This window comes from Lapillicoccus jejuensis (genome assembly GCF_006715055.1).
Lineage (GTDB): Bacteria > Actinomycetota > Actinomycetes > Actinomycetales > Dermatophilaceae > Lapillicoccus > Lapillicoccus jejuensis.
The window spans coordinates 461607-482903 of sequence record NZ_VFMN01000001.1; the positions used below are offsets into that span (position 1 = coordinate 461607).

The 21297-nt window shown below is 73.7% G+C and carries 21 protein-coding genes; 8 read left to right on the forward strand and 13 right to left on the reverse strand.

Annotation, left to right across the window (positions count from 1 at the left end; genetic code table 11):
* Positions 1-7: 7 nt before the first annotated feature.
* From FB458_RS21740 to FB458_RS02225, 7 genes are all read right to left on the reverse strand, one after another.
* On the reverse strand, positions 8-1084 hold the full coding sequence (locus FB458_RS21740) for an ABC transporter ATP-binding protein (protein WP_141846370.1): 1077 nt from the start codon (positions 1082-1084) through the stop codon (positions 8-10).
* A gap of 11 nt (positions 1085-1095) precedes the next feature.
* The gene (locus FB458_RS21745) at positions 1096-2142 is read right to left on the reverse strand and encodes an ABC transporter permease (protein ID WP_246061024.1); all 1047 of its coding nucleotides are present in this window, start codon (positions 2140-2142) and stop codon (positions 1096-1098) included.
* Positions 2143-2280: 138 nt separating this feature from the next.
* A complete protein-coding gene (locus tag FB458_RS02205) occupies positions 2281-4008 on the reverse strand; it encodes an ABC transporter substrate-binding protein (RefSeq protein WP_141846371.1) in 1728 nt (575 codons plus the stop codon).
* Positions 4009-4123: 115 nt separating this feature from the next.
* The gene (locus FB458_RS02210; RefSeq protein ID WP_141846373.1) at positions 4124-5140 is read right to left on the reverse strand and encodes an ABC transporter permease; all 1017 of its coding nucleotides are present in this window, start codon (positions 5138-5140) and stop codon (positions 4124-4126) included.
* 175 nt (positions 5141-5315) lie between these two features.
* The gene (locus FB458_RS02215; protein ID WP_141846375.1) at positions 5316-7016 is read right to left on the reverse strand and encodes an ABC transporter substrate-binding protein; all 1701 of its coding nucleotides are present in this window, start codon (positions 7014-7016) and stop codon (positions 5316-5318) included.
* Positions 7017-7042: 26 nt separating this feature from the next.
* Positions 7043-8944: a translational GTPase TypA gene (gene typA / locus FB458_RS02220; protein ID WP_141846378.1), complete on the reverse strand. Its 1902-nt coding sequence runs from the start codon at positions 8942-8944 to the stop codon at positions 7043-7045.
* A gap of 12 nt (positions 8945-8956) precedes the next feature.
* Positions 8957-9445 carry a (deoxy)nucleoside triphosphate pyrophosphohydrolase gene (locus FB458_RS02225; RefSeq protein ID WP_141846379.1) on the reverse strand — a complete coding sequence of 163 codons (489 nt, stop codon included), beginning with the start codon at positions 9443-9445 and terminating at the stop codon, positions 8957-8959.
* Between FB458_RS02225 and FB458_RS02230 the strand changes: the two genes are divergently transcribed.
* The 5 genes from FB458_RS02230 to FB458_RS02250 are packed head-to-tail and all read left to right on the forward strand — an operon-like array spanning position 9444 to position 13064.
* The gene (locus FB458_RS02230) at positions 9444-9758 is read left to right on the forward strand and encodes a 4a-hydroxytetrahydrobiopterin dehydratase (protein WP_141846381.1); all 315 of its coding nucleotides are present in this window, start codon (positions 9444-9446) and stop codon (positions 9756-9758) included. The genes FB458_RS02225 and FB458_RS02230 overlap by 2 nt on opposite strands.
* A complete protein-coding gene (locus FB458_RS02235; RefSeq protein ID WP_141846383.1) occupies positions 9755-10471 on the forward strand; it encodes a VIT1/CCC1 transporter family protein in 717 nt (238 codons plus the stop codon). The genes FB458_RS02230 and FB458_RS02235 overlap by 4 nt, the downstream gene beginning before the upstream one ends.
* Positions 10472-10501: 30 nt before the next feature.
* The gene (locus FB458_RS02240; protein WP_246061457.1) at positions 10502-11449 is read left to right on the forward strand and encodes a DUF389 domain-containing protein; all 948 of its coding nucleotides are present in this window, start codon (positions 10502-10504) and stop codon (positions 11447-11449) included.
* 40 nt (positions 11450-11489) lie between these two features.
* Complete coding sequence (locus FB458_RS02245) at positions 11490-12053, forward strand: dihydrofolate reductase family protein (RefSeq protein ID WP_141846387.1); 564 nt, start codon at positions 11490-11492, stop codon at positions 12051-12053.
* A gap of 30 nt (positions 12054-12083) precedes the next feature.
* The gene (locus FB458_RS02250) at positions 12084-13064 is read left to right on the forward strand and encodes a sigma-70 family RNA polymerase sigma factor (RefSeq protein ID WP_141846389.1); all 981 of its coding nucleotides are present in this window, start codon (positions 12084-12086) and stop codon (positions 13062-13064) included.
* On the opposite strand, the gene argF is transcribed toward FB458_RS02250, so the two are convergent.
* The 4 genes from argF to FB458_RS02270 all read right to left on the reverse strand — a co-directional run bounded on the left by argF (position 13033) and on the right by FB458_RS02270 (position 16671).
* The gene (gene argF / locus FB458_RS02255; RefSeq protein WP_425460832.1) at positions 13033-14052 is read right to left on the reverse strand and encodes an ornithine carbamoyltransferase; all 1020 of its coding nucleotides are present in this window, start codon (positions 14050-14052) and stop codon (positions 13033-13035) included. The genes FB458_RS02250 and argF overlap by 32 nt on opposite strands.
* Positions 14053-14356: 304 nt before the next feature.
* Complete coding sequence (locus FB458_RS02260) at positions 14357-14848, reverse strand: GNAT family N-acetyltransferase (RefSeq protein ID WP_141846391.1); 492 nt, start codon at positions 14846-14848, stop codon at positions 14357-14359.
* Positions 14849-14870: 22 nt separating this feature from the next.
* Positions 14871-15776, reverse strand: a complete 906-nt coding sequence (locus tag FB458_RS02265; protein WP_141846392.1) for a serine hydrolase — start codon at positions 15774-15776, stop codon at positions 14871-14873.
* Positions 15769-16671 (reverse strand): helix-turn-helix domain-containing protein, encoded by a 903-nt coding sequence (locus tag FB458_RS02270; RefSeq protein ID WP_170185545.1) that lies wholly within the window; start codon positions 16669-16671, stop codon positions 15769-15771. Before FB458_RS02270 ends, FB458_RS02265 begins: the two co-directional genes overlap by 8 nt.
* A 104-nt stretch (positions 16672-16775) precedes the next feature.
* On the opposite strand from FB458_RS02270, the gene bla reads away from it, so the two are divergent.
* Positions 16776-17681 carry a class A beta-lactamase gene (gene bla, locus FB458_RS02275; protein WP_141846395.1) on the forward strand — a complete coding sequence of 302 codons (906 nt, stop codon included), beginning with the start codon at positions 16776-16778 and terminating at the stop codon, positions 17679-17681.
* Here bla and FB458_RS02280 read toward each other — a convergent pair.
* The gene (locus FB458_RS02280; protein WP_141846398.1) at positions 17678-18724 is read right to left on the reverse strand and encodes an alpha/beta fold hydrolase; all 1047 of its coding nucleotides are present in this window, start codon (positions 18722-18724) and stop codon (positions 17678-17680) included. The two genes, bla and FB458_RS02280, sit on opposite strands and share 4 nt — an antisense overlap.
* Before the next feature lie 80 nt (positions 18725-18804).
* Positions 18805-19446 carry a dihydrofolate reductase family protein gene (locus FB458_RS02285; protein WP_141846400.1) on the reverse strand — a complete coding sequence of 214 codons (642 nt, stop codon included), beginning with the start codon at positions 19444-19446 and terminating at the stop codon, positions 18805-18807.
* Between the two features lie 117 nt (positions 19447-19563).
* Here FB458_RS02285 and FB458_RS02290 point away from each other — a divergent pair, with 117 nt between their 5' ends.
* Together FB458_RS02290 and FB458_RS22020 are read left to right on the forward strand one after the other, a co-directional pair.
* Complete coding sequence (locus tag FB458_RS02290; protein ID WP_141846402.1) at positions 19564-20154, forward strand: hypothetical protein; 591 nt, start codon at positions 19564-19566, stop codon at positions 20152-20154.
* A 34-nt stretch (positions 20155-20188) separates the two neighbouring features.
* Positions 20189-21136: a cold-shock protein gene (locus FB458_RS22020; RefSeq protein WP_141846404.1), complete on the forward strand. Its 948-nt coding sequence runs from the start codon at positions 20189-20191 to the stop codon at positions 21134-21136.
* Positions 21137-21297: the final 161 nt, after the last annotated feature.

Sequence of the window (21297 nt, forward strand, 5' to 3'; positions counted from 1 at the left end):
GTGAGCCCTAGAGGCGGGGCTTGACCTTCTCGTTGAACAGCGTGGCCTTCTGCTCCGCCGTCAGGTGGCACCGGTCGAGGTGCCCGGGCGTGGTCTCGCGCAGCTCGGGGACCTCGCTGCGGCAGGCGTCGCCCGGCACCTGGTCCCGGAACGCGCACCGGGGGTGGAAGGCGCAGCCGCTCGGCACGTTGATGAGCGACGGCGGGTTGCCGGGCACGGGGTCCAAGCGGCCCTTGCGGTCGCGGTCGAGCCGCGGCATCGAGCTGAGCAGGCCCCACGCGTAGGGGTGGGTCGGTCGGTAGAAGACGTCGTCGACCGAGCCGTACTCGACCGCCTTGCCGCCGTACATGACGAGGATGTCGTCGGCCATCTCGGCGACGACGCCGAGGTCGTGGGTGATCATGATGATCGCCGACCCGAACTCGCGCTGCAGGTCGCGCATGAGGTCGAGGATCTGGGCCTGGACGGTGACGTCCAGCGCCGTCGTCGGCTCGTCGGCGATGAGCAGCGACGGGTCGTTGGCCAGGGCCATGGCGATCATCGCGCGCTGGCGCATGCCGCCGGAGAACTCGTGCGGGTACTGGTCGACGCGTCGGCCGGGGCTGGGGATGCCGACCCGGCCGAGCAGGTCGACGGCGCGCTTCTTGGCGGCCGACTTCCCCATGTCCGAGTGGTGCACGAGGATGCCCTCGACGATCTGCGACCCCACCGTGTAGTACGGGTGCAGGGCCGACAGCGGGTCCTGGAAGATCATCGCCATCTTGCTGCCGCGCAGGTGGCGCAGCCGCTCGTCCTTGGCGGTCATGAGGTCCTCGCCGTCGAGGACGATCTGCCCCGACGCCTTGGCCCGCGAGCGGCGGTGCAGGCCGAGGATGGCCTGGCTCGTCACGGACTTGCCGGAGCCGGACTCGCCGACGATGCCGATGGTCTTGCCGCGCTCGAGGTCGAAGCTCAGCCCGTCGACGGCCTTGACCAGGCCGTCGTCGGTCGGGAAGTGCACCTTGACGTCGCGCAGCGACAGGTACGCCGTGTCGCCGTCGCGCGGGGCGTCGGCCCGCCGGTCGGCGGGAGCGGTGGTGGTCACGGGGTGCCTCCTCAGGCGAGTCGCACGCGCGGGTCGATGACGCCGTAGAGGACGTCGACGATGAGGTTCGCGATGACGATGAAGAACGCGGCCACGAGCACGACGCCCACGGTCGAGGGCAGGTCGGTCTGCTGGATCGCCACGATGGCCATCTTGCCCAGACCCTGGATGTTGAAGACCTGCTCGGAGATGATCGCGCCGCCGAGCAGACCACCGAGGTCGAGGCCCGCGGCCGTGACGATCGGGGTGAGCGCGGCGCGCAGGCCGTGCCGGCGGATGACCGTGCGTTCCTTGACGCCCTTCGCGCGGGCGGTGCGGATGTAGTCCTCGGACAGGGTCTCGAGCATGTAGGCGCGGGTGAGCCGCACGTACGACGCCGCGTAGACCGCGGCGAGGGTCAGCGCGGGCAGGGTGATGCCCACGGCCCAGGCGATGGGCCCGTTGTCGCCGATCGGGAAGTACCCGACGTTCGAGATGGGGATGATCCCCCACTGCACCGAGACGAAGACGTAGAGCAGGGTGCCGATGAAGAAGGTCGGCAGCGAGTAGCCGACGAGCGACACCCCGACGAGCAGCCGGTCCTGCCATCGTCCCCGTTTGAGGGCGGCGATGATGCCGAAGCCGACGCCGAAGACGATCCACATGACGAAGGCGGCGATGGCGATGGACGCCGTGGCCGGGGCGGCCGTCTTGACCATGTCGGTGACGCCCTGGGTGCGCAGCGCCGAGTAGCCGAGGCACGGGGCGTCGCAGACGAACACCGCCTGCGGGTTCGTCTTGCGCAGCTCCGGGTCGTCGGGGAAGTAGCGGGTGGTGACGAAGCCCTTGAGGAAGTTCGCGTACTGCACCGGGATCGGCTTGTCGTAGCCGAGCTTGACCCGGTTGCCCTCGATGACGGCCGGGGTGCAGTTCTTCGAGCAGGTCAGGCTCGCCGGGTCGATCGGCGAGGCGAAGAAGAGCAGGTAGGTCGCCAGCGTGATGACGAAGAGCATGGCGACGGCCGAGATGAGCCGGCGGATGATGTAGAAGAACATGGGCTCGGGCGCCGGTGGGCGCACGACCTCCCTTCCGGGCGGTGGACCGGGGTCGTGCCGGGCGGACATCGTCCGCCCGGCACGACCGTGGTGGTGCGGTGCACGCTACGGGAGCGTCACACGGGTGCTGCGAGGTGGTGCTGGTGGAGCGTGGTCAGTCGGTCACTGCGCCGCGAGCGTGGCGAAGTCGACGTAGCCGCCGAAGGCCGCGTTGATCGTGTAGCCCTTGACCTTCGAGCCGCGCAGGAAGACGAACTTCTGGTTGACGAGCGGCACGACGCCACCGTCCTTGTTGATCATCTCGTCGATGTCGCCCCAGGCCTTCTCGCGGGCGTCGGCGTCGGAGATCAGGTAGGCCGCGTCAATGGCCTTGTTGACCTCGTCGTTGTTGAAGTAGCCGTAGTCCTGGTTGCTGCTCGTGGGCGTGATGTTGATGCGCCCGTCGAACAGCGGCGGGATGTCGGTCGAGCCCGAGGGCCAGTCCGCACCCCAGCTGGCGAAGAAGACGTCCTTGCTCTTGCTCGCCGCGCTCGAGATGGTCCGGTAGTACTTGTCCTGGATGCCCTCGAGGGTGGTGTTGAAGCCACCCTGGTCCCAGGTCTGCTTCAGGGCCGAGAAGGCCTTGTCGCGGGTCGCCGTCTTGCGGTAGACGACCGTGATGTTGACCGGGGTCGTGATGCCGGCCGCCTGCAGCGTGGCCTTGGCCGCGCTCGGGTCACCCGAGGTGGGGGTGTTGAAGGGGTTGAAGTCCTTGTAGCACTTCAGCGCCTTGTTGCAGATGGCGTAGGTCGGCGTCATGATCTGCGACCCACCGTTGGCCTGGATGTAGGCGTCGCGGTTGGTGGCCTGGGCGAAGGCCTTGCGGATCGCCGGGTTCTTCATCGTGGCCGACTGGTAGTTCGGCGTGAGGTAGTCGACGTACGGCGCGACCGGGTTGGACAGGCGGTCCTTCTTCGCCACGACGTTGGCCAGCTGCGCCGGCGGGGCCGAGGTGTAGGTGATGGCCGTCTGGTCGTTGCCGGAGTCCGCGATGAGCCGCTGGTACTGCTGCTCGGACGCGATGCCCTCCTGGATGACGATCTTGTCCGGGTAGGCCTTGCGCACCGGGTCCTTCGACGCGTCCCAGTTGGGGTTGCGCACGAAGGTGCCGCCGGTGTTCTGGTCGAACGTGCCCTGGAGCATGTACGGGCCGTCGGAGAACGCCTCGAACAGGCTGTTGGCGCCCTTGTCCTTGTCCTTGCGGAACGCGTTGAACGAGGCGAGCGAGGCGGTGGCCTGGTTGAAGTCGGCCCACGGCTTCTTGAAGTGCAGGGTCAGCTTCTCGCCCTCGCAGGTGATCGCCTTGTCGAAGGCGGCCTGGCCGGCGGCGTCCGTCTTGTAGGGGCCCTTGTAGATCGGGGCGCCGTCGGAGTCGGACGGGACGTCGAGGAACGACAGGATGTACGTCGGACCGTTGGAGATGACGTCGGTCGCGAAGGTGCGCGAGATGCCGTACTTGATGTCGTCGCAGGAGACGGTCTTGCCGTCCTGCCACTTGGCGTCACCCTTGAGGGTGAACGTCCAGGTCTTGCCGCCGTCCGACATGGTGCCGGTGTCGGTCGCCAGGTCCGGGACGAGCTTGGGGTCGGAGTCCGCGCTCCAGGTGACGAGGCTGCGGGAGTACGCGCGGCTCGCGAACTCGAGGTCGGCACCGACGTAGCTCTGCTGCGGGTCGAGGCCGTTGTGCGGGCCGAGGTCGAGGACGTAGATCGTCCCGCCCTTGGTGGGGGCCGAGCCGGCGGAGCCGGAGGCCGAGCCGCCCGAACCACCGGACGAGCTGCAGGCGCCCGCGGCGACGGCGACGACGGCGCCGAGGGCCACCGTGAGGGCTCCCCTCCTGGTGCGCATCATGTGTTCTCCTTGTGTGCACTGGTCTCCGCCGCCCCTGTGGTGGCGGCAGGCCTCCCCGCGGCGGTCGCCGCGAGGTCTGCGCGGGTGGACGCCCGCGACAACTGGGGGGCTCGGCTCACGAGCGGCCGGCCTTGGGGTCGAGCGCGTCCCGCAGCCCGTCACCGAGCAGGTTGAACGCCAGGACCAGGATGAAGACGGTCAGACCCGGGAAGAGGAAGTACGCGAAGTCGCTCTGGCTGTAGTTGACCGCGTCGGTGAGGATCGCGCCCAGCGAGGCGGTCGGCGGGTTGATGCCGACGCCGAGGTAGCCCAGGGCCGCCTCCGCGGCGATGTTCGCCGGCATGACGAGCGTGGTGTAGACGAGCAGCGGCGCCCACAGGTGCGGGAGGAGCTCGACGAAGTAGATCCGGCTGCGCTTGGCACCGAGCGAGCGGGCCGCCTCGACGAACTCGCGCTCGCGCAGCGAGAGGACCTGACCGCGGATGATGCGCGCGAAGTACGGGAACCCGAAGAACCCGAGCACGAGGATCATGAAGACGATCTTGGCGCTGGGGTCGGTGTCCTGGGCGCCGATGCCGCGGGCGACGAGCGGCACGAGGACCGACTGCAGCGACAGCAGCATGAGCGTCGAGGGGAAGCTCAGCACGAGGTCGAGGAACCGGCTGAAGAGCCAGTCGACGAACCCGCCGGCGAAGCCCGAGATGATGCCGACGACGGTGCCGACGACGACCGAGAAGATCGTCGCGCAGACCGCGACGATGAGCGAGGTCGTCAGCCCGGCGACGATGCGCGAGCCCAGGTCGCGGCCGGTGCCCGGCTCGACACCGAGCAGGTGCGACCACGACACCCCACCCGCGAAGCCGTCCGGGATCGAGCCCAGACCCGCAACGAGGTCGGGGTGGGTGAGGTTGGGCTTGAGCACGCCCAGCGCCTGGAGCACCGGCGAGATCGCCCCCACGACGAGGAAGAGGACGGAGACGACGAGGGCGACCATCGTCACCTTGTCCCGCTTGAGCCGGGACCAGACGATCTGCCACGGAGAGCGCCCCTTGATGGCGACGGCGCCGTCGAGCGCCGCGTCGTCGATCTCGGAGCGACCGGCGGTGTCCTCCTGGCCGGGGGCGATGGTCATGCGGTTCGGACCCTCACTTCGTGGAAAAGACCCCGCGCAGCGGGGCGGACCGACGAAACCTTAGACCAGCGCATCCCACATCCTGAACCGCCCCGCCCCCGGCGTCGCCGGATCGTGACCCACGGCGGGCCGGGCTGGGAGCGCGCTGGGAGGGGTCCGGTCCGCCTCCGACGGCTCAGGGGCGGGCGAGCTGGAGTCGCGCGAGGTCGGGGTAGCCCCCGAGGTCGGCGCTGTCGGCGTACCCGACGACCCCGGAACCGTGGACGAGGACGCGGGTCGGCTGCGCGAGGGCGACGTACGCCCCGGAGGTGGCGAGGGCGCGGTCGAGCGCCGCCCAGGCCTGCCCGCGGGCGGTGGCCGCCTCGGTGGTCTCGGCGGCGGCGAGCAGCCGGGTGACGGTGGGGTCGGTGGACCAGCCCGGGGTGCGGGCGACGAAGACGGGCAGCAGCGTGGAGGCCGACGGCCAGGCCGCCGTCCACGCCTGCTCGCTCACGTCGACCCCGGCGGGCGCGGTCGCGCCCTCGGCGAGCGGCACGAGGGTCACGGCGAAGCCGGCCCGCTGCCACCCCGCACGGAGGGCCGCGAAACCGGCGTCGGCGAGGGCCGAGGACCGGTAGGCCACGCGGATCGGGACGGGCAGCGTCAGGCCGGACCCGGCGAGCAGCGCTCGGGCCGCGGTGGGGTCGCCGGCGGCCGGGGCGCCGTACGGGTCGGTGGTGCTCGTGCCGGCGACCGTGGAGGGCAGCAGCGAGGTCGCGGCGTCGAGGGCGGTCGGGCCGCCGGACGCGGCGACGAAGGCCGTGCGGTCGGTCGCCACGGCGAGCGCGCGCCGGGCGGCGGCCGAGCGCATGACGGGGCTGCGGGTGTCGGGGACGAGCACGTCGACCGTCGGGGTCGGCACGCTGGTCGTGCGCCCGGCCAGGGCGGGGTCGTCGAGCAGCCGCGCCTGCAGCGCCGGCGGGGTGTCCGCGACGGTCACCCCGAAGCGGTCCGGGCCCTGGTCGTCGACGAGCCGCTGCACCGCGGTCGTCGTGTCGAGCCCCTCGTGCAGGGTGACCGAGTCGGGCAGGGCGCGCCGGACGAAGTCCGACAGCGGGGTCCAGGTGCGCGTGCGCACGAAGCGGCCGCCCACCCCGGGGACGTACTCCCCCTCGAGCATGTACGGACCGCAGGAGAAGACCATGAGGTTCATCGCGCCGCGCAGGTCGTGGTCGCGGCGCACGGGGGCGAACGCGGGCAGGGCCACGGTCTGGTCGAAGTCGTACGCCGGCCGCTTGAGGTGGAAGGTGATCGTGCGGCCCGAGCAGGTGACCGCCCGGTCGTAGAGCGCCTGACCGGTGCCGCGGTAGGGGCCGGCGTACGCCGAGACGGTGCGCCCCTGCGCGTCGGTCGTCGACGGGATGTCGAGCAGCGAGGCGGCGTACGCCGGCGCGCCCGTGAGCACGTCCGTCGCGAAGGCGCGCGAGACGCCGTACCGGACGTCCTCGCAGGTCACCGTCCGCTCGTCCTGCCACTCGACGTCGGTGCGCAGGGTGAAGGTCCAGGTGCGCCCGCCGTCGGTGGCGGTCCCGGTGGTCGTCGCGAGGTCGGCCTGGACGGGGCTGCCGTCGACGCCGGGGGCGCCGCCGTTCGTCGTGGTGAGGGTGCGGACGAACATCCGCACGGCGAGCGCCGCCTCCGGGCCGCCGTCGATGCGCTGGGGGTCCCAGTGCCGCACGTCCTGGTCGAGGAGGACCTCGAGGGCGCCGCCGCGGTCGCGGTTGGCCGCCGCGACCGCCGCCGACGGCTTGCGCGACGGGGCCGAGCACGCCGCGGCGACCAGCGCCGCGAGCAGCAGCGGGACGACGAGGGCGACCCGGGTCGGACGACGCGGCATGACGGTGTCGAGGAGGCGGAGGGTGCTTACTGCGCGGAGGCCTTGGCGGCCGAGCGGGCGCGCGACGCGGTGCGGGCGCGCTCGGTCGCGTCGAGCACGACCTTGCGGATGCGCACCGCCTCCGGCGTCACCTCGACGCACTCGTCCTCCCGGCAGAACTCCAGCGACTGCTCGAGGCTGAGCGCCCGCGGCGGGACGATCTTCTCGAAGTTGTCCGACGAGGAGGCGCGCACGTTGGTGAGCTTCTTCTCCTTGGTGATGTTGACGTCCATGTCGTCGGCGCGCGAGTTCTCGCCGACGATCATGCCCTCGTAGACCTCGGTCGTCGGCTCGGTGAAGAGGACGCCGCGCTCCTGGAGGTTGACCATCGCGTAGGCGGTGACGACGCCGGAGCGGTCCGAGACCAGCGAGCCGCTCGTGCGGGTCGTGATCGTGCCGTGCCACGGCTCGTAGTCCTCGAAGACGTGGTGGGCGATGCCGGTGCCGCGGGTCTCGGTGAGGAACTCGGTGCGGAAGCCGATGAGGCCGCGGCTGGGGACGAGGAACTCCATCCGGATCCACCCGGTGCCGTGGTTGGTCATCTGCTCCATGCGGCCCTTGCGGGCGGCCATGATCTGCGTGATCGTCCCGAGGTGCTCCTCGGGGGTGTCGATGGTCAGGCGCTCGACGGGCTCGTGGAGCTTGCCGTCGACCTCGCGGGTGACGACCTGCGGCTTGCCGACGGTCAGCTCGTAACCCTCGCGGCGCATCTGCTCGACGAGGATGGCCAGCGCGAGCTCCCCACGGCCCTGGACCTCCCAGGTGTCGGGGCGCTCGGTCGGCAGGATCCGCAGCGAGACGTTGCCGACGAGCTCCTTGTCGAGCCGGTCCTTGACCATCCGGGCGGTGACCTTAGAGCCGCGCACGCGGCCGACCATCGGGCTGGTGTTGGTGCCGATCGTCATGGAGATGGCCGGCTCGTCGACCGTGATGAGCGGCAGCGGGCGCGGGTCCTCGGGGTCGGCAAGGGTCTCGCCGATGGTGATGTCCGGGATGCCGGCGACGGCGATGATGTCGCCGGGGCCGGCGGACTCGGCCGGCTTGCGCTCGAGGGCCTCGGTCATGAGCAGCTCGGTGATCTTCACCCGGGTCTGCGAGCCGTCGTGGCGGCACCAGGTGACCTGCTGGCCCTTGGTGATCGTGCCGTTGAAGACGCGCAGCAGGGCCAGGCGGCCGAGGAAGTTGCTCGAGTCGAGGTTGGTGACGTGCGCCTGCAGGGGCGCGGCGTCGTCGTACACCGGCGCGGGGATCGTCGACAGGATCGTCGAGAAGAGCGGCTCGAGGTCGTCCCCGTCGGGCATGCCGCCGTCCTCGGGACGGGTCAGCGACGCGCGACCGGCCTTGGCCGACGCGTAGACGATGGGGAACTCGATCTGGTGCTCGTCGGCGTCGAGGTCGAGGAAGAGCTCGTAGGTCTCGTCGACGACCTCGGCGATGCGGGCGTCGGGGCGGTCGACCTTGTTGATGCACAGGATGACCGGCATCTTCGCGGCGAGCGCCTTGCGCAGGACGAAGCGGGTCTGCGGCAGCGGGCCCTCGGAGGCGTCGACGAGCAGGACGACGCCGTCGACCATGGACAGACCGCGCTCGACCTCGCCGCCGAAGTCGGCGTGACCGGGGGTGTCGATGATGTTGATCGTCACGCCGTCGGCCAGCCCGGCCTCGCTCGCCGCCTTGCCGCGGTAGTGCACCGCGGTGTTCTTGGCGAGGATGGTGATGCCCTTCTCGCGCTCGAGGTCGCCCGAGTCCATCGCTCGCTCGTCCACGTGCTGGTGCTCGCCGAACGCGCCCGACTGCCACAGCATCTTGTCCACGAGGGTGGTCTTGCCGTGGTCGACGTGGGCGACGATGGCGACGTTACGGATGTCGTCTCGGGTCCTGCTGGCCATGCCACCAGTCTCTCAGGGTTTCGGGGCGCCGCCGACCACCTCGCGCAGCGCCCGCACGACGGGCAGGTCGGCGGGCAGCCAGGCGACGTCCTCGAGCCGGTCGGCGGTGAGGACGCGCAGCGCGTCGTGGTCCTCCAGGGGGGCCGGCTCGCCCTGCGTGACGACGGCCAGCCAGACGAGCATCCGGTAGCGCTCCCCCAGCGGCCAGGCGCCGTCGGGCAGCGGCCCGGGCAGCGGGGCGCCGAGCCCGACCTCGACCCCGAGCTCCTCGCGCAGCTCGCGGCGCAGCGCCGCGCGCGGCTCCTCCCCCGGCTCGACCTTGCCCCCCGGCAGCTCCCACCCGCCGGCGAGCGCCGGGGGCTCCGTACGGCGGGCCGCCAGCACCGTGGTGGGGCGCGCGAGGTCGTCGACGAGGGCGGCCCCGACGACGAGGCGGGTGGTGCTTCGGTTTGCCTCACCTTCGGTGCGGCCCGGGTCGCTCGCCGGGAGGATGGGGGGCATGGCACGCATCCTCACCCAGGAGGAGGTCACGCGACAGCTCGCGGACCTCACCGGCTGGCGCCAGGAGGGCACGTCCCTCGTGGCCACGTACACCTCCCCGGACTTCCCGGCGGCGGTCCGCCTCGTCGACGATGTCGCCGAGGTGGCCGAGCAGATGCAGCACCACCCCGACATCGACATCCGCTGGACGTCGACGACGTGGGTGCTCAGCACCCACTCCGAGGGCGGCCTGACCCAGCTCGACGTCGAGCTCGCCCACCGGGTCGCCGAGGCCGCGCGGGCCGGCGGAGCCGTCGTCGAGGCGGCGTCGTGACCGAGACCCTGCCCACGCACGCCGCCGAGCCGCACGCGGAGGCCGCGAGCGGCCGGCTCAACTGGCTGCGCGCCGCCGTCCTCGGCGCCAACGACGGCATCGTCTCGACGGCCGGCGTCATCATCGGCGTCGCCGGCGCGACGACCGAACGCGGGCCGATCACCACCGCCGGGGTGGCGGCGCTCGTCGCCGGCGCCCTGTCCATGGCCGTCGGCGAGTACGTCTCGGTGAGCACCCAGCGCGACACCGAGCAGGCCCTCATCGCCAAGGAGACCCGCGAGCTGCGCGAGTTCCCGGAGGAGGAGCTCGAGGAGCTGACGCAGATGTACGAGGCCAAGGGCCTCGAGCGCGGGCTCGCCGAGCAGGTCGCGCAGCAGCTCACCGAGCACGACGCCCTCGGGGCGCACGCGGAGATCGAGCTCAACATCGACCCGGACGAGCTGACCAACCCGTGGCACGCCGCGTTCGCGTCGATGGCCGCCTTCACCGTCGGCGGGCTGGTGCCGTTCCTCGCCGCGCTGCTCGCGTCGGCGAGCCTGCGGGTGCCGCTGCTGCTCGTCTTCGTCGTCGTCGCGCTGGCCCTCACCGGCGCGACGAGCGCGCGGCTCGGCGGCATGCCGCCCGGGCGGCAGGTGGCGCGCAACGTCGTGGGCGGCCTGCTCGCCATGGTCGTCACCTACGGCATCGGGCACCTGGTCGGGCGCGCGCTGTAGGCCGTCGCGCTCTGGCACCATCGCGGGGTGATGGTCCAGCTGCGCCTCAGCGTGCCGCCGGCGCTGCGGGACACCGTCCTGCCGCTGCTGTACGACGACCCGGCCGTGCGCAACGTCGTCGTGCTCCGCGACGCCGCCCGCGACCCGGACGGCGACGCCGTGCTCGCCGACGTCGCCCGGGAGCGCGCCGGCGGGCTGCTCGCCCACCTCGACGAGCTGGGCCTGGCGCGGTCCGGCGCGGTGAGCCTCCAGGAGCTCACCGCGGCTCCGTACGCCGGCGCGGTGGCGGCCGAGCGCGCGGCGCCGGGCAGCCCGGAGGACGGGGTGATCTGGCGGGTCGTCGAGGACCAGGCGCAGGCCGCCGTCCGGCCGGGGTGGGGCTTCCACGCCTTCCTGTGGCTCGCGGTCGCGCTCGCGGCGGTCGCGGTCGTCACCGACTCCAGCATCCTCGTCGTCGGTGCCATGGTCGTCGGGCCGGAGTTCTCCCTCGTGGCCGCGGCGTGCGTGGGCCTGGCGCTGCGCCGGCCGCGGTTGGCCGCGCGCGCCGCGGTCGTGCTCGTCACCGGTTTCGCGCTCGCCGTCGCGGTGGTGACCGTCCTCGCCCTTCTGGCGCGGGTCGGCGGCTGGGTCACCGTCGACGACGTGCTCGCGCCGCGACCGCTGACCGGGTTCATCTGGCGCCCGGACCGGTGGTCGCTCGTCGTGGCGCTCCTCGCGGGGATCGCGGGGGTGCTGTCGACGACGTCGGGTCGGGCCTCGGCGCTCGTCGGCGTCTTCATCTCGGTGACGACCGTGCCGGCCGCGGGCAACCTCGCGCTCGGGCTGGCCGTGTGGTCACCCGCGGAGATGGGCGGGTCGCTGGCCCAGCTCGGGCTCAACCTCGCCGGGATGGTCGTGGCCGGGACCGCGACGCTGCTGGGGCAACGGGCCTACTGGTCGGCGATGAGTTCCCGGCGGACGGCGCGTCTACCTCGGTGACGGCCCGGACCGACCGGGCCCCGCACACCAGGAGCACCTCATGAGCCGCACCGTCCTCGCCCACCAGTTCAGCAGCCTGGACGGGGTCGCCCAGTCCCCGCACCTGTTCCAGTTCGGCGCCTTCGGCGCCGAGGAGGGCGCGGCCATGGAAACCGCGCTCGCCGGCGTCACCGACGTCGTCATCGGCCGCGTGCTGTGGGAGGAGTGGAAGGCGTTCTGGTCCTCCGCCGACGCCGACGACCCCTTCGGCGCGTTCATCAACCCGGCGCGCAAGCACGTGGTCTCGAGCACCCTCGAGGCCGGGCCCGACGGCGAGCTGGACTGGAACAGCACCCTCGTCGGCGGCGACCCGGTCGAGTACGTCCGGGCGCTCAAGGAGTCCGACGGGGGCGGCATCAACGTCGTCGGTGGGGTGCGCACCGTCCGGTCGCTCTTCCTGGGCGGCGTCGTCGACCGGCTCATGGTCACCATCCACCCGGCCCTCGCCGGGGCCGGCGAGCGCCTGTTCGACGACAGCGTGCCGGTCACCCGGCTGCGGCTGCTCGAGGGCGCCGTCACCCCGGCGGGCAACGCGCTGATGACCTACGCGCGGTACGAGGGGTGACCCGGCATCGTGCTCGCTACGCTCCCGCGGGTGAGCGCGCCGACGGTCGACGAGCTGGCCACCTTCCGGCCCGAGCTGGTGGCGCACTGCTACCGGTTCCTCGCCTGCTACGCCGAGGCCGAGGACGCCGTGCAGGAGACGATGACCAAGGCCTGGCGGCACGCCGAGGGCTACGAGGGTCGGTCGTCGGTGCGCACCTGGCTCTACTCGATCGCGACCCGGGTCTGCCTCGACATGCAGCGCGCGCCGCAGCGCCGGTCGCTGCCGATGGACCTCGCCTCCCCCGGGCAGGTGCCGACCGACCCGACCACGCTGCGACGTCTCGACGACGCCCCGTGGGTCGGGCCGGTCGCGGACGCGCACCTGCCGGCCGCGGCCGACCCGGCGGAGGTGGTGGGCGTGCGTGACTCCGTACGGCTCGCCTTCGTCACCGCGCTCCAGTCCCTGCCGCCGCGGCAGCGGGCGGCCCTGCTGCTGCGCGACGTCCTCGCCTTCTCGGCGCAGGAGTGCGCCGAGCTGCTCGGCACGACCACCGTGTCGGTGAACTCGGCGCTCGTGCGGGCACGCCGGACGCTCGGCGAGCTGGACGCCCTCGAGGCGGGCGGGCGCGACACCGAGGTCGAGGGCGCCGTCCTCGCGCGCTACGTCGAGGCCTTCGAGGCGTACGACGTCGAGCGGCTCGTCGGGCTGCTGCGCGACGACGTCGTCTTCAGCATGCCGCCGTTCCCGCTGTGGCTGTCGGGGTCGTCGTCGGTCGAGCAGTGGTGGCGCGGGCCCGGCGAGGTGTGCCGCGGGTCGCGGGTGCTCACCACGGCCGCCAACGGGTCCCCCGCCGCGGCCGTCTACCACCCGGTCGCGGCGGGGCGGTGGGAACCGTTCGCGCTGCACGTCCTCGACGTCACCGACGACGGACGGATCGCCGGCATCACGCACTTCATGGACACCGCGGTGTTCGCGGAGTTCGGGCTGCCGGCGTCCCTCAGCCGAGGGTCGCGACGAGGACGGCCTTGATCGAGTGCAGGCGGTTCTCGGCCTGGTCGAAGACGAGCGACGCCGCCGACTCGAACACCTCGTCGGTGACCTCGAGCTCGGTGAGGCCGAACTGCTCGTGGACGTCGCGACCGACCTGCGTGCCGAGGTCGTGGTAGGCGGGGAGGCAGTGCAGGAAGCGCACGTCCGGGTTACCGGTCGCCTCGAGCAGGGCGCGGTCGACCCGGTACGGCGTGAGCAGCGCGATCCGCTCGGCCCACACCTCCTTCGGCTCCCCCATCGAGACCCACACGTCGGTGTGGACGAAGTCGACGCCCTCGACCCCGACGGCGACGTCGTCGGTGACGGTGACCCGGGCGCCGGTGCGGGCGGCGAGCGCGCGGGCCTGCTCCTGGACCTCGGCCCGCGGCTGGAGCTGCGCCGGGGCCACGATGCGCACGTCCATGCCCATGAGGGCGCCGAGGACGAGCAGCGAGTTGCCCATGTTGAAGCGGGCGTCGCCGAGGTAGGCGAAGGCGACCTGCTCCGCCGGCTTGGTCGTGTGCTCGAGCATCGTCACCGCGTCGCACAGGGCCTGGGTCGGGTGCCAGTCGTCGGTGAGGCCGTTCCAGACCGGGACGCCGGCGTGCTGCGCGAGGGTCTCGACGGTCTCCTGCGCCGTCCCGCGGTACTCGATGCCGTCGTAGAACCGGCCGAGGACGCGGGCCGTGTCGGCGACCGACTCCTTGTGGCCGATCTGGCTGCCCGACGGGTCGAGGACCGTGACGTGCGCGCCCTGGTCGTAGGCCGCGACCTCGAACGCGCAGCGGGTCCGGGTCGAGGTCTTCTCGAAGATCAGCGCGATCGACCGGCCGGTGAGCCGCGGCGTCTCGCGTCGCTCCCGGCGCTCGGCCTTGAGCTCGAGGGTGAGGTCGACGAGGCCGCGCCACTGCTCGGGCGTGAGGTCGAGCTCCTTGAGGAAGGAGCGGCCGGACAGGCCGAGGGCGCGGGGGTCGGTCGCGAGGCTCACCTTCGTCATCGTAGGGACGACCCCCCGGCGGGGCCGCCGGCCGTCCCCCTGTCGGACGTCCGGGAGGACGGGTCGGCCACCCGGACCACGACGACTAGTCCACCCGGACCATTTCCGGGGTGTATTCCGGCGAGCCTGCTGCGCTCCTCACGATGTGGTGAGAACGTTGTTTCACGCCGCTCGACACGGAAACGTCACGAGAGCGGCACACCTCGAAGACTTCAGACGGTTGGCCCGTTGTGGTACGTGAACCGTCACCCGGCCCGGTCCCGGTGGGACCGGGCATCTTCGTGTCCGGGGCAGGTCAGGTCGTGAGGTCGAGGACCATGACGTGCAGGCCGACGTACCCGTGCCGGGGGTGGTCGAAGGCGCCGGGGACCGTGCCGACGACGCGGAAGCCGAGCGAGCGCCACAGCCGCACGGCCGGCTCGTTGGTCTCCACGACGGCGTTGAACTGGATCGCGCGGTAGCCGCTCGCTCGGGCCCACTCGACGACGTGCTCGCCGAGGGCACGGCCGACGCCACGGCCGGCGTGGACCGGGTCGACCATGAAGCTCGCCGTCGCGACGTGGGCCCCGCGACCCGGCCGGTTCGGGCCCGTCTTGGCGCTGCCGAGGACCGTGTCGCCGTCGACCGCGACGACGGTCCGCCCCGGTGGGGTCTCCATCCACCAGCCGCGCCCCTCCTCGAGCCCGAGGCCGGCGGGGAAGGCGTAGGACTCCCCCGCCGCGACGATGGCGGAGAAGAACGGGTGGATCGCCGGCCAGTCGGCGTCGGTCGCGTCGCGGATCAGCACGGCGACACCGTACGGCGACGGGTCAGCGCACGAGGTCGTGCAGCAGCCGCGCCGCGGCGCCGAGCGCCGCCTCGGCGGCGGGCTGCACGGTGGCCGGGACGCGGGAGGTGCTGAGCGCGACGACGACGACCCGCGCGCCGTCGGCGTGCTCGACCACGCCGGCCTCGTGCCGCAGGTTGAGCAGGGTCCCCGTCTTGGACGCCCAGCGGGCGTCGTCGGAGGCGAGGTCGGGGGCGAGGCGGTGCCGGGCGACGGAACCTCGCAGGTGCTCGCGCAGCCGCGCGGCGACAACCGGCCGCAGCCCGCGTCCGGTCCAGACCCGCTCGAGCAGGTCGGCGACGGACCGGGCGGTGACGACGTTGGTGCGGGCCACGTCGAGCTGCCGGATCGGGTGCCCCTGGGCGGGGGTGCTGCCGCGGATGGCGAGGGTGTGGGCCAGGTGCGCCTCGTGCGGCGGCAACCGGTCGAGGGGGGTGTCGGACAGGTCGCCGAAGGGGTGGCGCAGCACCATCGGCCCGATCCCGAGGCGCTCGAGGTCGGCGCCGACCTCGTCCGGCGGGACGAGCCGCAGCAGGGCGTCCGCGGCGGCGTTGTCGCTGATCGTGAGGGCGAGACCGACGAGGTCGTCGACGGCCACGACCGCGGGGTGGCGGAAGCGACCCAGCCCGGGCGTGACCTCGCCCGGGTCTCCGGCGGGGACCTCGACGGGCCGGGCACCGTCGAGGCGACCGTCGTCGACCCGGGTGAGGACGGCGAGGGCCAGGGGCAGCTTGGCCAGCGACGCCGCCGGCGTGAGGACGTCCGCCTCGACGTCGGCCTCGCGGCCGGTCCCGAGGTCGCGGACCAGCAGGCCGGCGACGAGGCCCGCCTCGGCGAGGTCCGACCGCACCCGGGCCCGCGCCCGCGCGAGGCCGGCGCGCTCAGCCACGGCGCGCCCCGAGAGCCCCGAGAGCCCCGAGAGCCCCGGCGAGCTGCGCGCCGGCGGCGTCCCGCAGGGCGCTCACGTCGTCGGCGCTCTCCCCATCGAGCCGGTGGCCGCGCGCCAGCCCGAGCCCGGCGAACGGACGCCACGCCAGTCCGAGGTCGTCGGCCTCGAGCGCCGAGCACAGGAGCAGGTCCCCGTCGGCGAGCACGCCGGCGACGGCCGCGGTGCGGCTCCGGTCGACCGGCAGCTGTCCGGGGGTGAGACCGGCGGCGGCACCCGCGCGGACGAGGACGTCGCGCACGTGCGGCACCTCGTCCTCCGGGGTGGTCCGCAGCCGGGCACCGGCCAGCGCCCCGCCGCGGGGGCTGCGCGAGGCGCGCAACCGCTCGAGGCGCAGCGGCGACGACCCCGTACGGCGTCCTCCCGCGGCCCCCAACGGCGTCCGCCAGGTCGCGCCGTCGGCGGGGACCGCGAGCAGGCCGACCCGGACCGCCTGCCGCGCCACGAGGTCCGCGCGGTCGGCCGGGCCGGCGGGCAGCAGCTCGACGTGCAGGCCCGCGCCCCGGGCCACCGCCGCGACCGCCGCGAGGTCCCGGTCGGCGCAGGTGTCGGGGACGGCGACCGTCAGGGGGCGCAGCCGCGCCCGCTCGGCGTCGAGCTCGAGCTCGTCGGCGAGCGCGACCAGCCGCCGCGCCGTCGGGACGAGGTCGCGGCCGTACGCCGAGAGGACGGAGCGCCGCGAGCGCCGTTCGAGCAGGGTCGCGCCGAGGTGCCGCTCGAGGGCGGCCAGGCGTCGGCTCGCCACCGACTGCGCGACGCCGAGGGCGCCCGCCGCCCCCGTCACGCTGCCCCGCTCGTCGACCTGGACGAGGACGCGGCAGGCGGCGAGCAGGTCCACGCCGCCACCGTACGGCGCCCCGCGGCGCTGACCCATGCCCGATCGGCATCGACCGGCGCGGTCGCGCACTCGACCGCATGCGCCAGGGCGGTGACGGTGTCCTCATGGCACCCACCCGACGCTCACTCCTCGCCCTGCCGCTCCTCGCGTTCCTGGCTCTCGGTCCGGCCACCGCGGCCGCCCCCACCTCCACCACGGCTCCGGCCGCGTCGACCGACCGGGCCTTCGCCGCCCTCGAGCGGACCCACGACGCCACGCTGGGGGTGACGGCCGTCGACACGGGGACGGGCCGCACCGTGTCCTGGCGGCCCGGCACCCGGTTCCCGTTCGCCTCGACGAACAAGACGTTCATCGCGGCCGCGGTGCTCGACCGCTCGAGCGAGGCGGACCTCGACGTCGTCGTCCGCTACACGCGGGCCGACCTGCTGGCCTACGCGCCGATCACCAGCCGCTTCGTCGACACGGGGATGACGGTGCGCGAGCTGCTCGACGCCGCGCTGCGCTTCAGCGACAACACGGCCGCGAACCTGCTCGTCGAGCGGGTCGGCGGTCCCGCGGCGGTGCAGGCCTGGCTGCGCGCGCACGGCGACCGGGTCACCCGCGTGGACCGCGTCGAGCCGGGGCTCAACGAGGCCCTGCCCGGCGACCCGCGCGACACGACGACGCCGGCGCAGTTCGCGCAGGACGTGCGCGACGTCGTCCTCGGGTCCGACCTCGCCCTGGCCGACCGGACGCTGCTGCGCGACCTCATGCTCGGTTGCACCACGGGCGACGGCACGGTCCGCGCCGGCGTCGACCCCGCGTGGCCGGTGGCCGACAAGACCGGGACGGGCGAGTACGGCGTCCGCGACGACGTCGCCGTCGTCTACCCGGCGGGTCGGGCGCCGGTCGTCGTCACCGTGTTCACCCGTCAGGACGCTCCGGACGCCACACCCGCCGACGCGCTCGTGGCGGCGGCCACCCGGGTCGCCGTCGACCGCCTGGTCGGCGGGGCCGGGCGGGCGGGCTAGCGCAGCAGGGCGGCGATCTCGTCGGCGACGGCCTGCGGGGCGGCGAGGGGGATGCCGTGGCCGACGCCGTCGAGCGGCACCTCGCGGGTGGTGCCGCCGGCGGCGGCGTACCGGCGCAGGACCGCCCGGGTCTGGGCGGCCATCGGCTGCGGCGGCATGACGTCGGCGCCGGGCCACCCGGGCACGGCGCCGAGCTGCCCGAGGGTCGCCAGGTCGAACATCGACGCGTCGCCGACGACCTGGTCGGCGGTGCCGTGGACCCAGGTGACCGGCGGCTTGGGCTCGACGTCGACGATGCCCGAGGCGTCGTACCAGCGCGGCGACATGGCGTTGAGGATGCCGCGGGTGCCCGGCGCGAAGCCGGGCCAGTGCTCCGAGGTCGTCGAGTCGCCCGGGTAGTGGTCCTCGCCGAGGGCGACCCGCAGCATCTCGTCGACGAGCAGGTCCTCGTCGACCTCGTCCGCGCGGTCGCCGGCGCCGAAGAAGGCCCGGTGGACCGCGCGGGCGCTGTTGGGGTCCTCCCCGCCGCGGTCGCCGGACCGGACGCTGGCGACGAAGGCCGGGGAGGCGCCGCCCCCACCGGTGCCCGCGGCATCGTCGGTGCACGGCTCGCCGTCCTCGCCCCTCGTGCCCCCGAACCCGTACGGCGACAGCGGCGCCACGAGCACGACGCCCGCCAGGTCGCCGGGGTGCAGGAGCAGGTGCTGCTGCAGCACGCCGCCGCCCATCGACCAGCCGGCGGCGACGACGTCGTCGCGGCCCGTCCAGCCGACCGCCTCGAGGAGGGCGTGCAGGTCGTCGCAGAGGTCGCCGAGACCGCGGGTGGCGTCGACCGGCGCGCTCTCGGTGCGGCCGAACCCGCGAAGGTCGGGCGCGAGGACGCGGGTGTCGGCGGGCAGCAGCGTGGCGACGTCGCGCCACCAGCCCCCGCTGACGAGGTTGCCGTGGACGAGCAGGACCGGCCGCCCGTCCTGCGGGCCGCCCGCCCAGACGTGCGTCGTGAGGCGGCTGGTCGGGACCGTTTGGGGCTCGAGGCTCGGCACGACCGCAGTCTGGCAGCGCCGCGCCGCTCGTGGGTGGGATCGGTGGGGTCAGGACACCACCGATCCCACCCACGAGGGCGTCATCGCTCGAAGGTCACGTGGACCGTGCCGCTCTCCGAGACCTCGCTGCGGACGGTGTGCTCGGGGGTGAGCAGCCGTACGTCGTCCCACAGCCGGCCACCGCGCCCCAGGACGACGGGCGCGAGCGCGACGTGGAGCCGGTCGACGAGTCCCGCGGTGAGGAACTCCCGCACGACGCCGACCCCACCCCCGACGCGGACGTCCTGCCCGCCGGCGAGCTCCTCGGCGCGCGCGAGCGCCTGCTGCGCGGTCGCGTCGAGGAACTCGAACGACGTGCCGTTGGCGAACTCGACCCGCTCCCGCGGGGTGTGCGTGAGCACGAGCACGGGGCAGTGGAACGGCGGCTCCTCGCCCCACCAGCCGCGCCAGTCCGGGTCGTCGGGGAAGGAGTGCAGGCCGAACATCGCCGCCCCCATGACCTCCGCGCCGACACCCTCGAAGTACGCGGCGGCGTACCGGTCGTCGATCCCCGTCGTGCCCCGGCCCTCGCTGTCGCCGAGGACGCGGGTGCGGAAGGTGCGCGTGCCGACGTAGGCCGCCGTGATGAGCCCCCAGTCGGCGCCCATCGGGTTCTCCGGGGTGGGGTCCGCCGGCGCGGCGACGCCGTCGAGCGAGAGGTTGAGGTCGACGCGGACGGCCACGGGTTCTCCTGGAGGGCGGTGCGGGTGGGGTGGGCGACCACTGTGGCACCGACCGGCGACACCGACCTCGCTATCGTTCCCTCACCGCGGACGGCGGTGGGGACGAGGGGGCGTCGGATGAGCGGGTCCGTGCAGAGGTCGGGCGGGGCGTCCCGGTGGGGCGGGCGCGACCTCGACGGCGAGCTCGCCGAGCGGTACGTCGCCCGGGTCAACCTCGCGGGGATCCTCCTCGGCGTGGGTCTGGTCTACGTCGTCCTGCTGGCCCTGTGGTTCGTCTCCAGGTCGACCTTCTCGCTGCTCGTCGCGGGCCCGATGGGCCTGACGATCCTCTTCGTCTCGGGCTTCTCCCAGTCCGGCGCCTTCATCACCGGGTCACGGTCGGACCTGCCGACGGTCCGGTCGCTGCGTCGACGGCTGCGAGCGGGCGGCCCGCTCTCCGACGAGGACGTCCGGCTGGCCGAGGCGCTCGCCCGCGCCACCCTCGGCGCCAGGGTCCGCCGGGGACTCGTGCTCGGGATCGCCGGGGGCCTCGCGGCGGCCGGAGCGGTGGCCGTCTGGTGGGGCGTGAGCGGAGGGCACCCGTTCCGCGTCGCCGCGTACGGCCTGTTCGCGTTCGCCTTCGTCGTCCAGCTCGTGGTCGTCACCGTCGTCGCGGGCCGCATCGGCCGGGAGGCCGCGCACGTGTCGCCGTACGGTCGGGGAGACTAGGGAGCCCGACCGTCGTCTCGACTAGGAGTCACCCGTGCCCGAAGGAACCGTCCGCTGGTTCGACACCGACCGGGGCTTCGGCTTCATCGCGCTGGGCGAGGGCGAGGAGGACCTCTTCGTGCACGCGTCCGAGATCCTCGGCGGCGACGCGACGAGGGTGCTGCGCGAGGGGCAGGTGGTCGAGTTCGAGATCGGTGAGGGTGACCGTGGCCCGCAGGCCCGCCGGGTCCGGGTCGTCGGCGACCTGGCGGCCGACGCACCGCTCGGCGAGCTCGGCACCGTCGCCTGGTACGAGCCGGCCAAGGGCTACGGCTTCGTCACCCCCGACGGCGGGAGTGACGAGGTCTTCCTGCACAGCTCGGCCATCGTGACGGGCGGCGTGGTGACGGAGGGGCAGCGCGTGGCGTTCCTCGTCGTCGACGGGGAGCGCGGACCGCAGGCCGACCACCTGCTGCCCCTGGGCGCCGAGGCCGCCGCCTCGCCGGTCGCGGCCTCCGACGGGGCGGACGGCACCGTCTCCTGGTTCGACGGCGACAAGGGCTTCGGCTTCCTCACTCCCCTCTCGGGCGGCCCGGACGTCTTCGTCCACGTGCGCGAGCTGGCCCATGGGCTCCCCGAGCTGCGCGAGGGGGACCGGGTGACGTACGACGTCGTCGAGGGGGACCGCGGCCCTCAGGCCCGCGGCGTGCGCCTCGCGGGCGGACCGGCGCCCCGAGGAGGGTCGGCGGCCGCGGCGCCCCGTGGTCGCTCGGGGCACCGGGAGGGATCCCGTACGCCGGCGCGCGGCGGCCAGGGCGTGGTCGCCCGCTACGACGCGGACCGCGGGTTCGGCTTCATCACCCCCGACGCGGGCGGCGAGGACCTCTTCGTGCACGTGTCCGTCGTCCGGGGCGGCGAGGAGCTCTACCCGGGCGACCGCGTCCGCTACCAGGTGAGGCAGAGCGACCGCGGTCCGCAGGCCGACCGCGTCGAGCGGGTCTGAGCCGGTCAGCCCGCGCGGAGACCGCCCACCTTCGCGGCGCGTGCTGACAGGTCGCGGATGCGCTGCCACACCAGTGCCCGGGGCGCGTCGACCTTGAGGCACGGAGGCAGTCGCCGAGACGGTGCGGGCGGTCGCGCAGGTGGGTGATGGCCTTGTCGAGG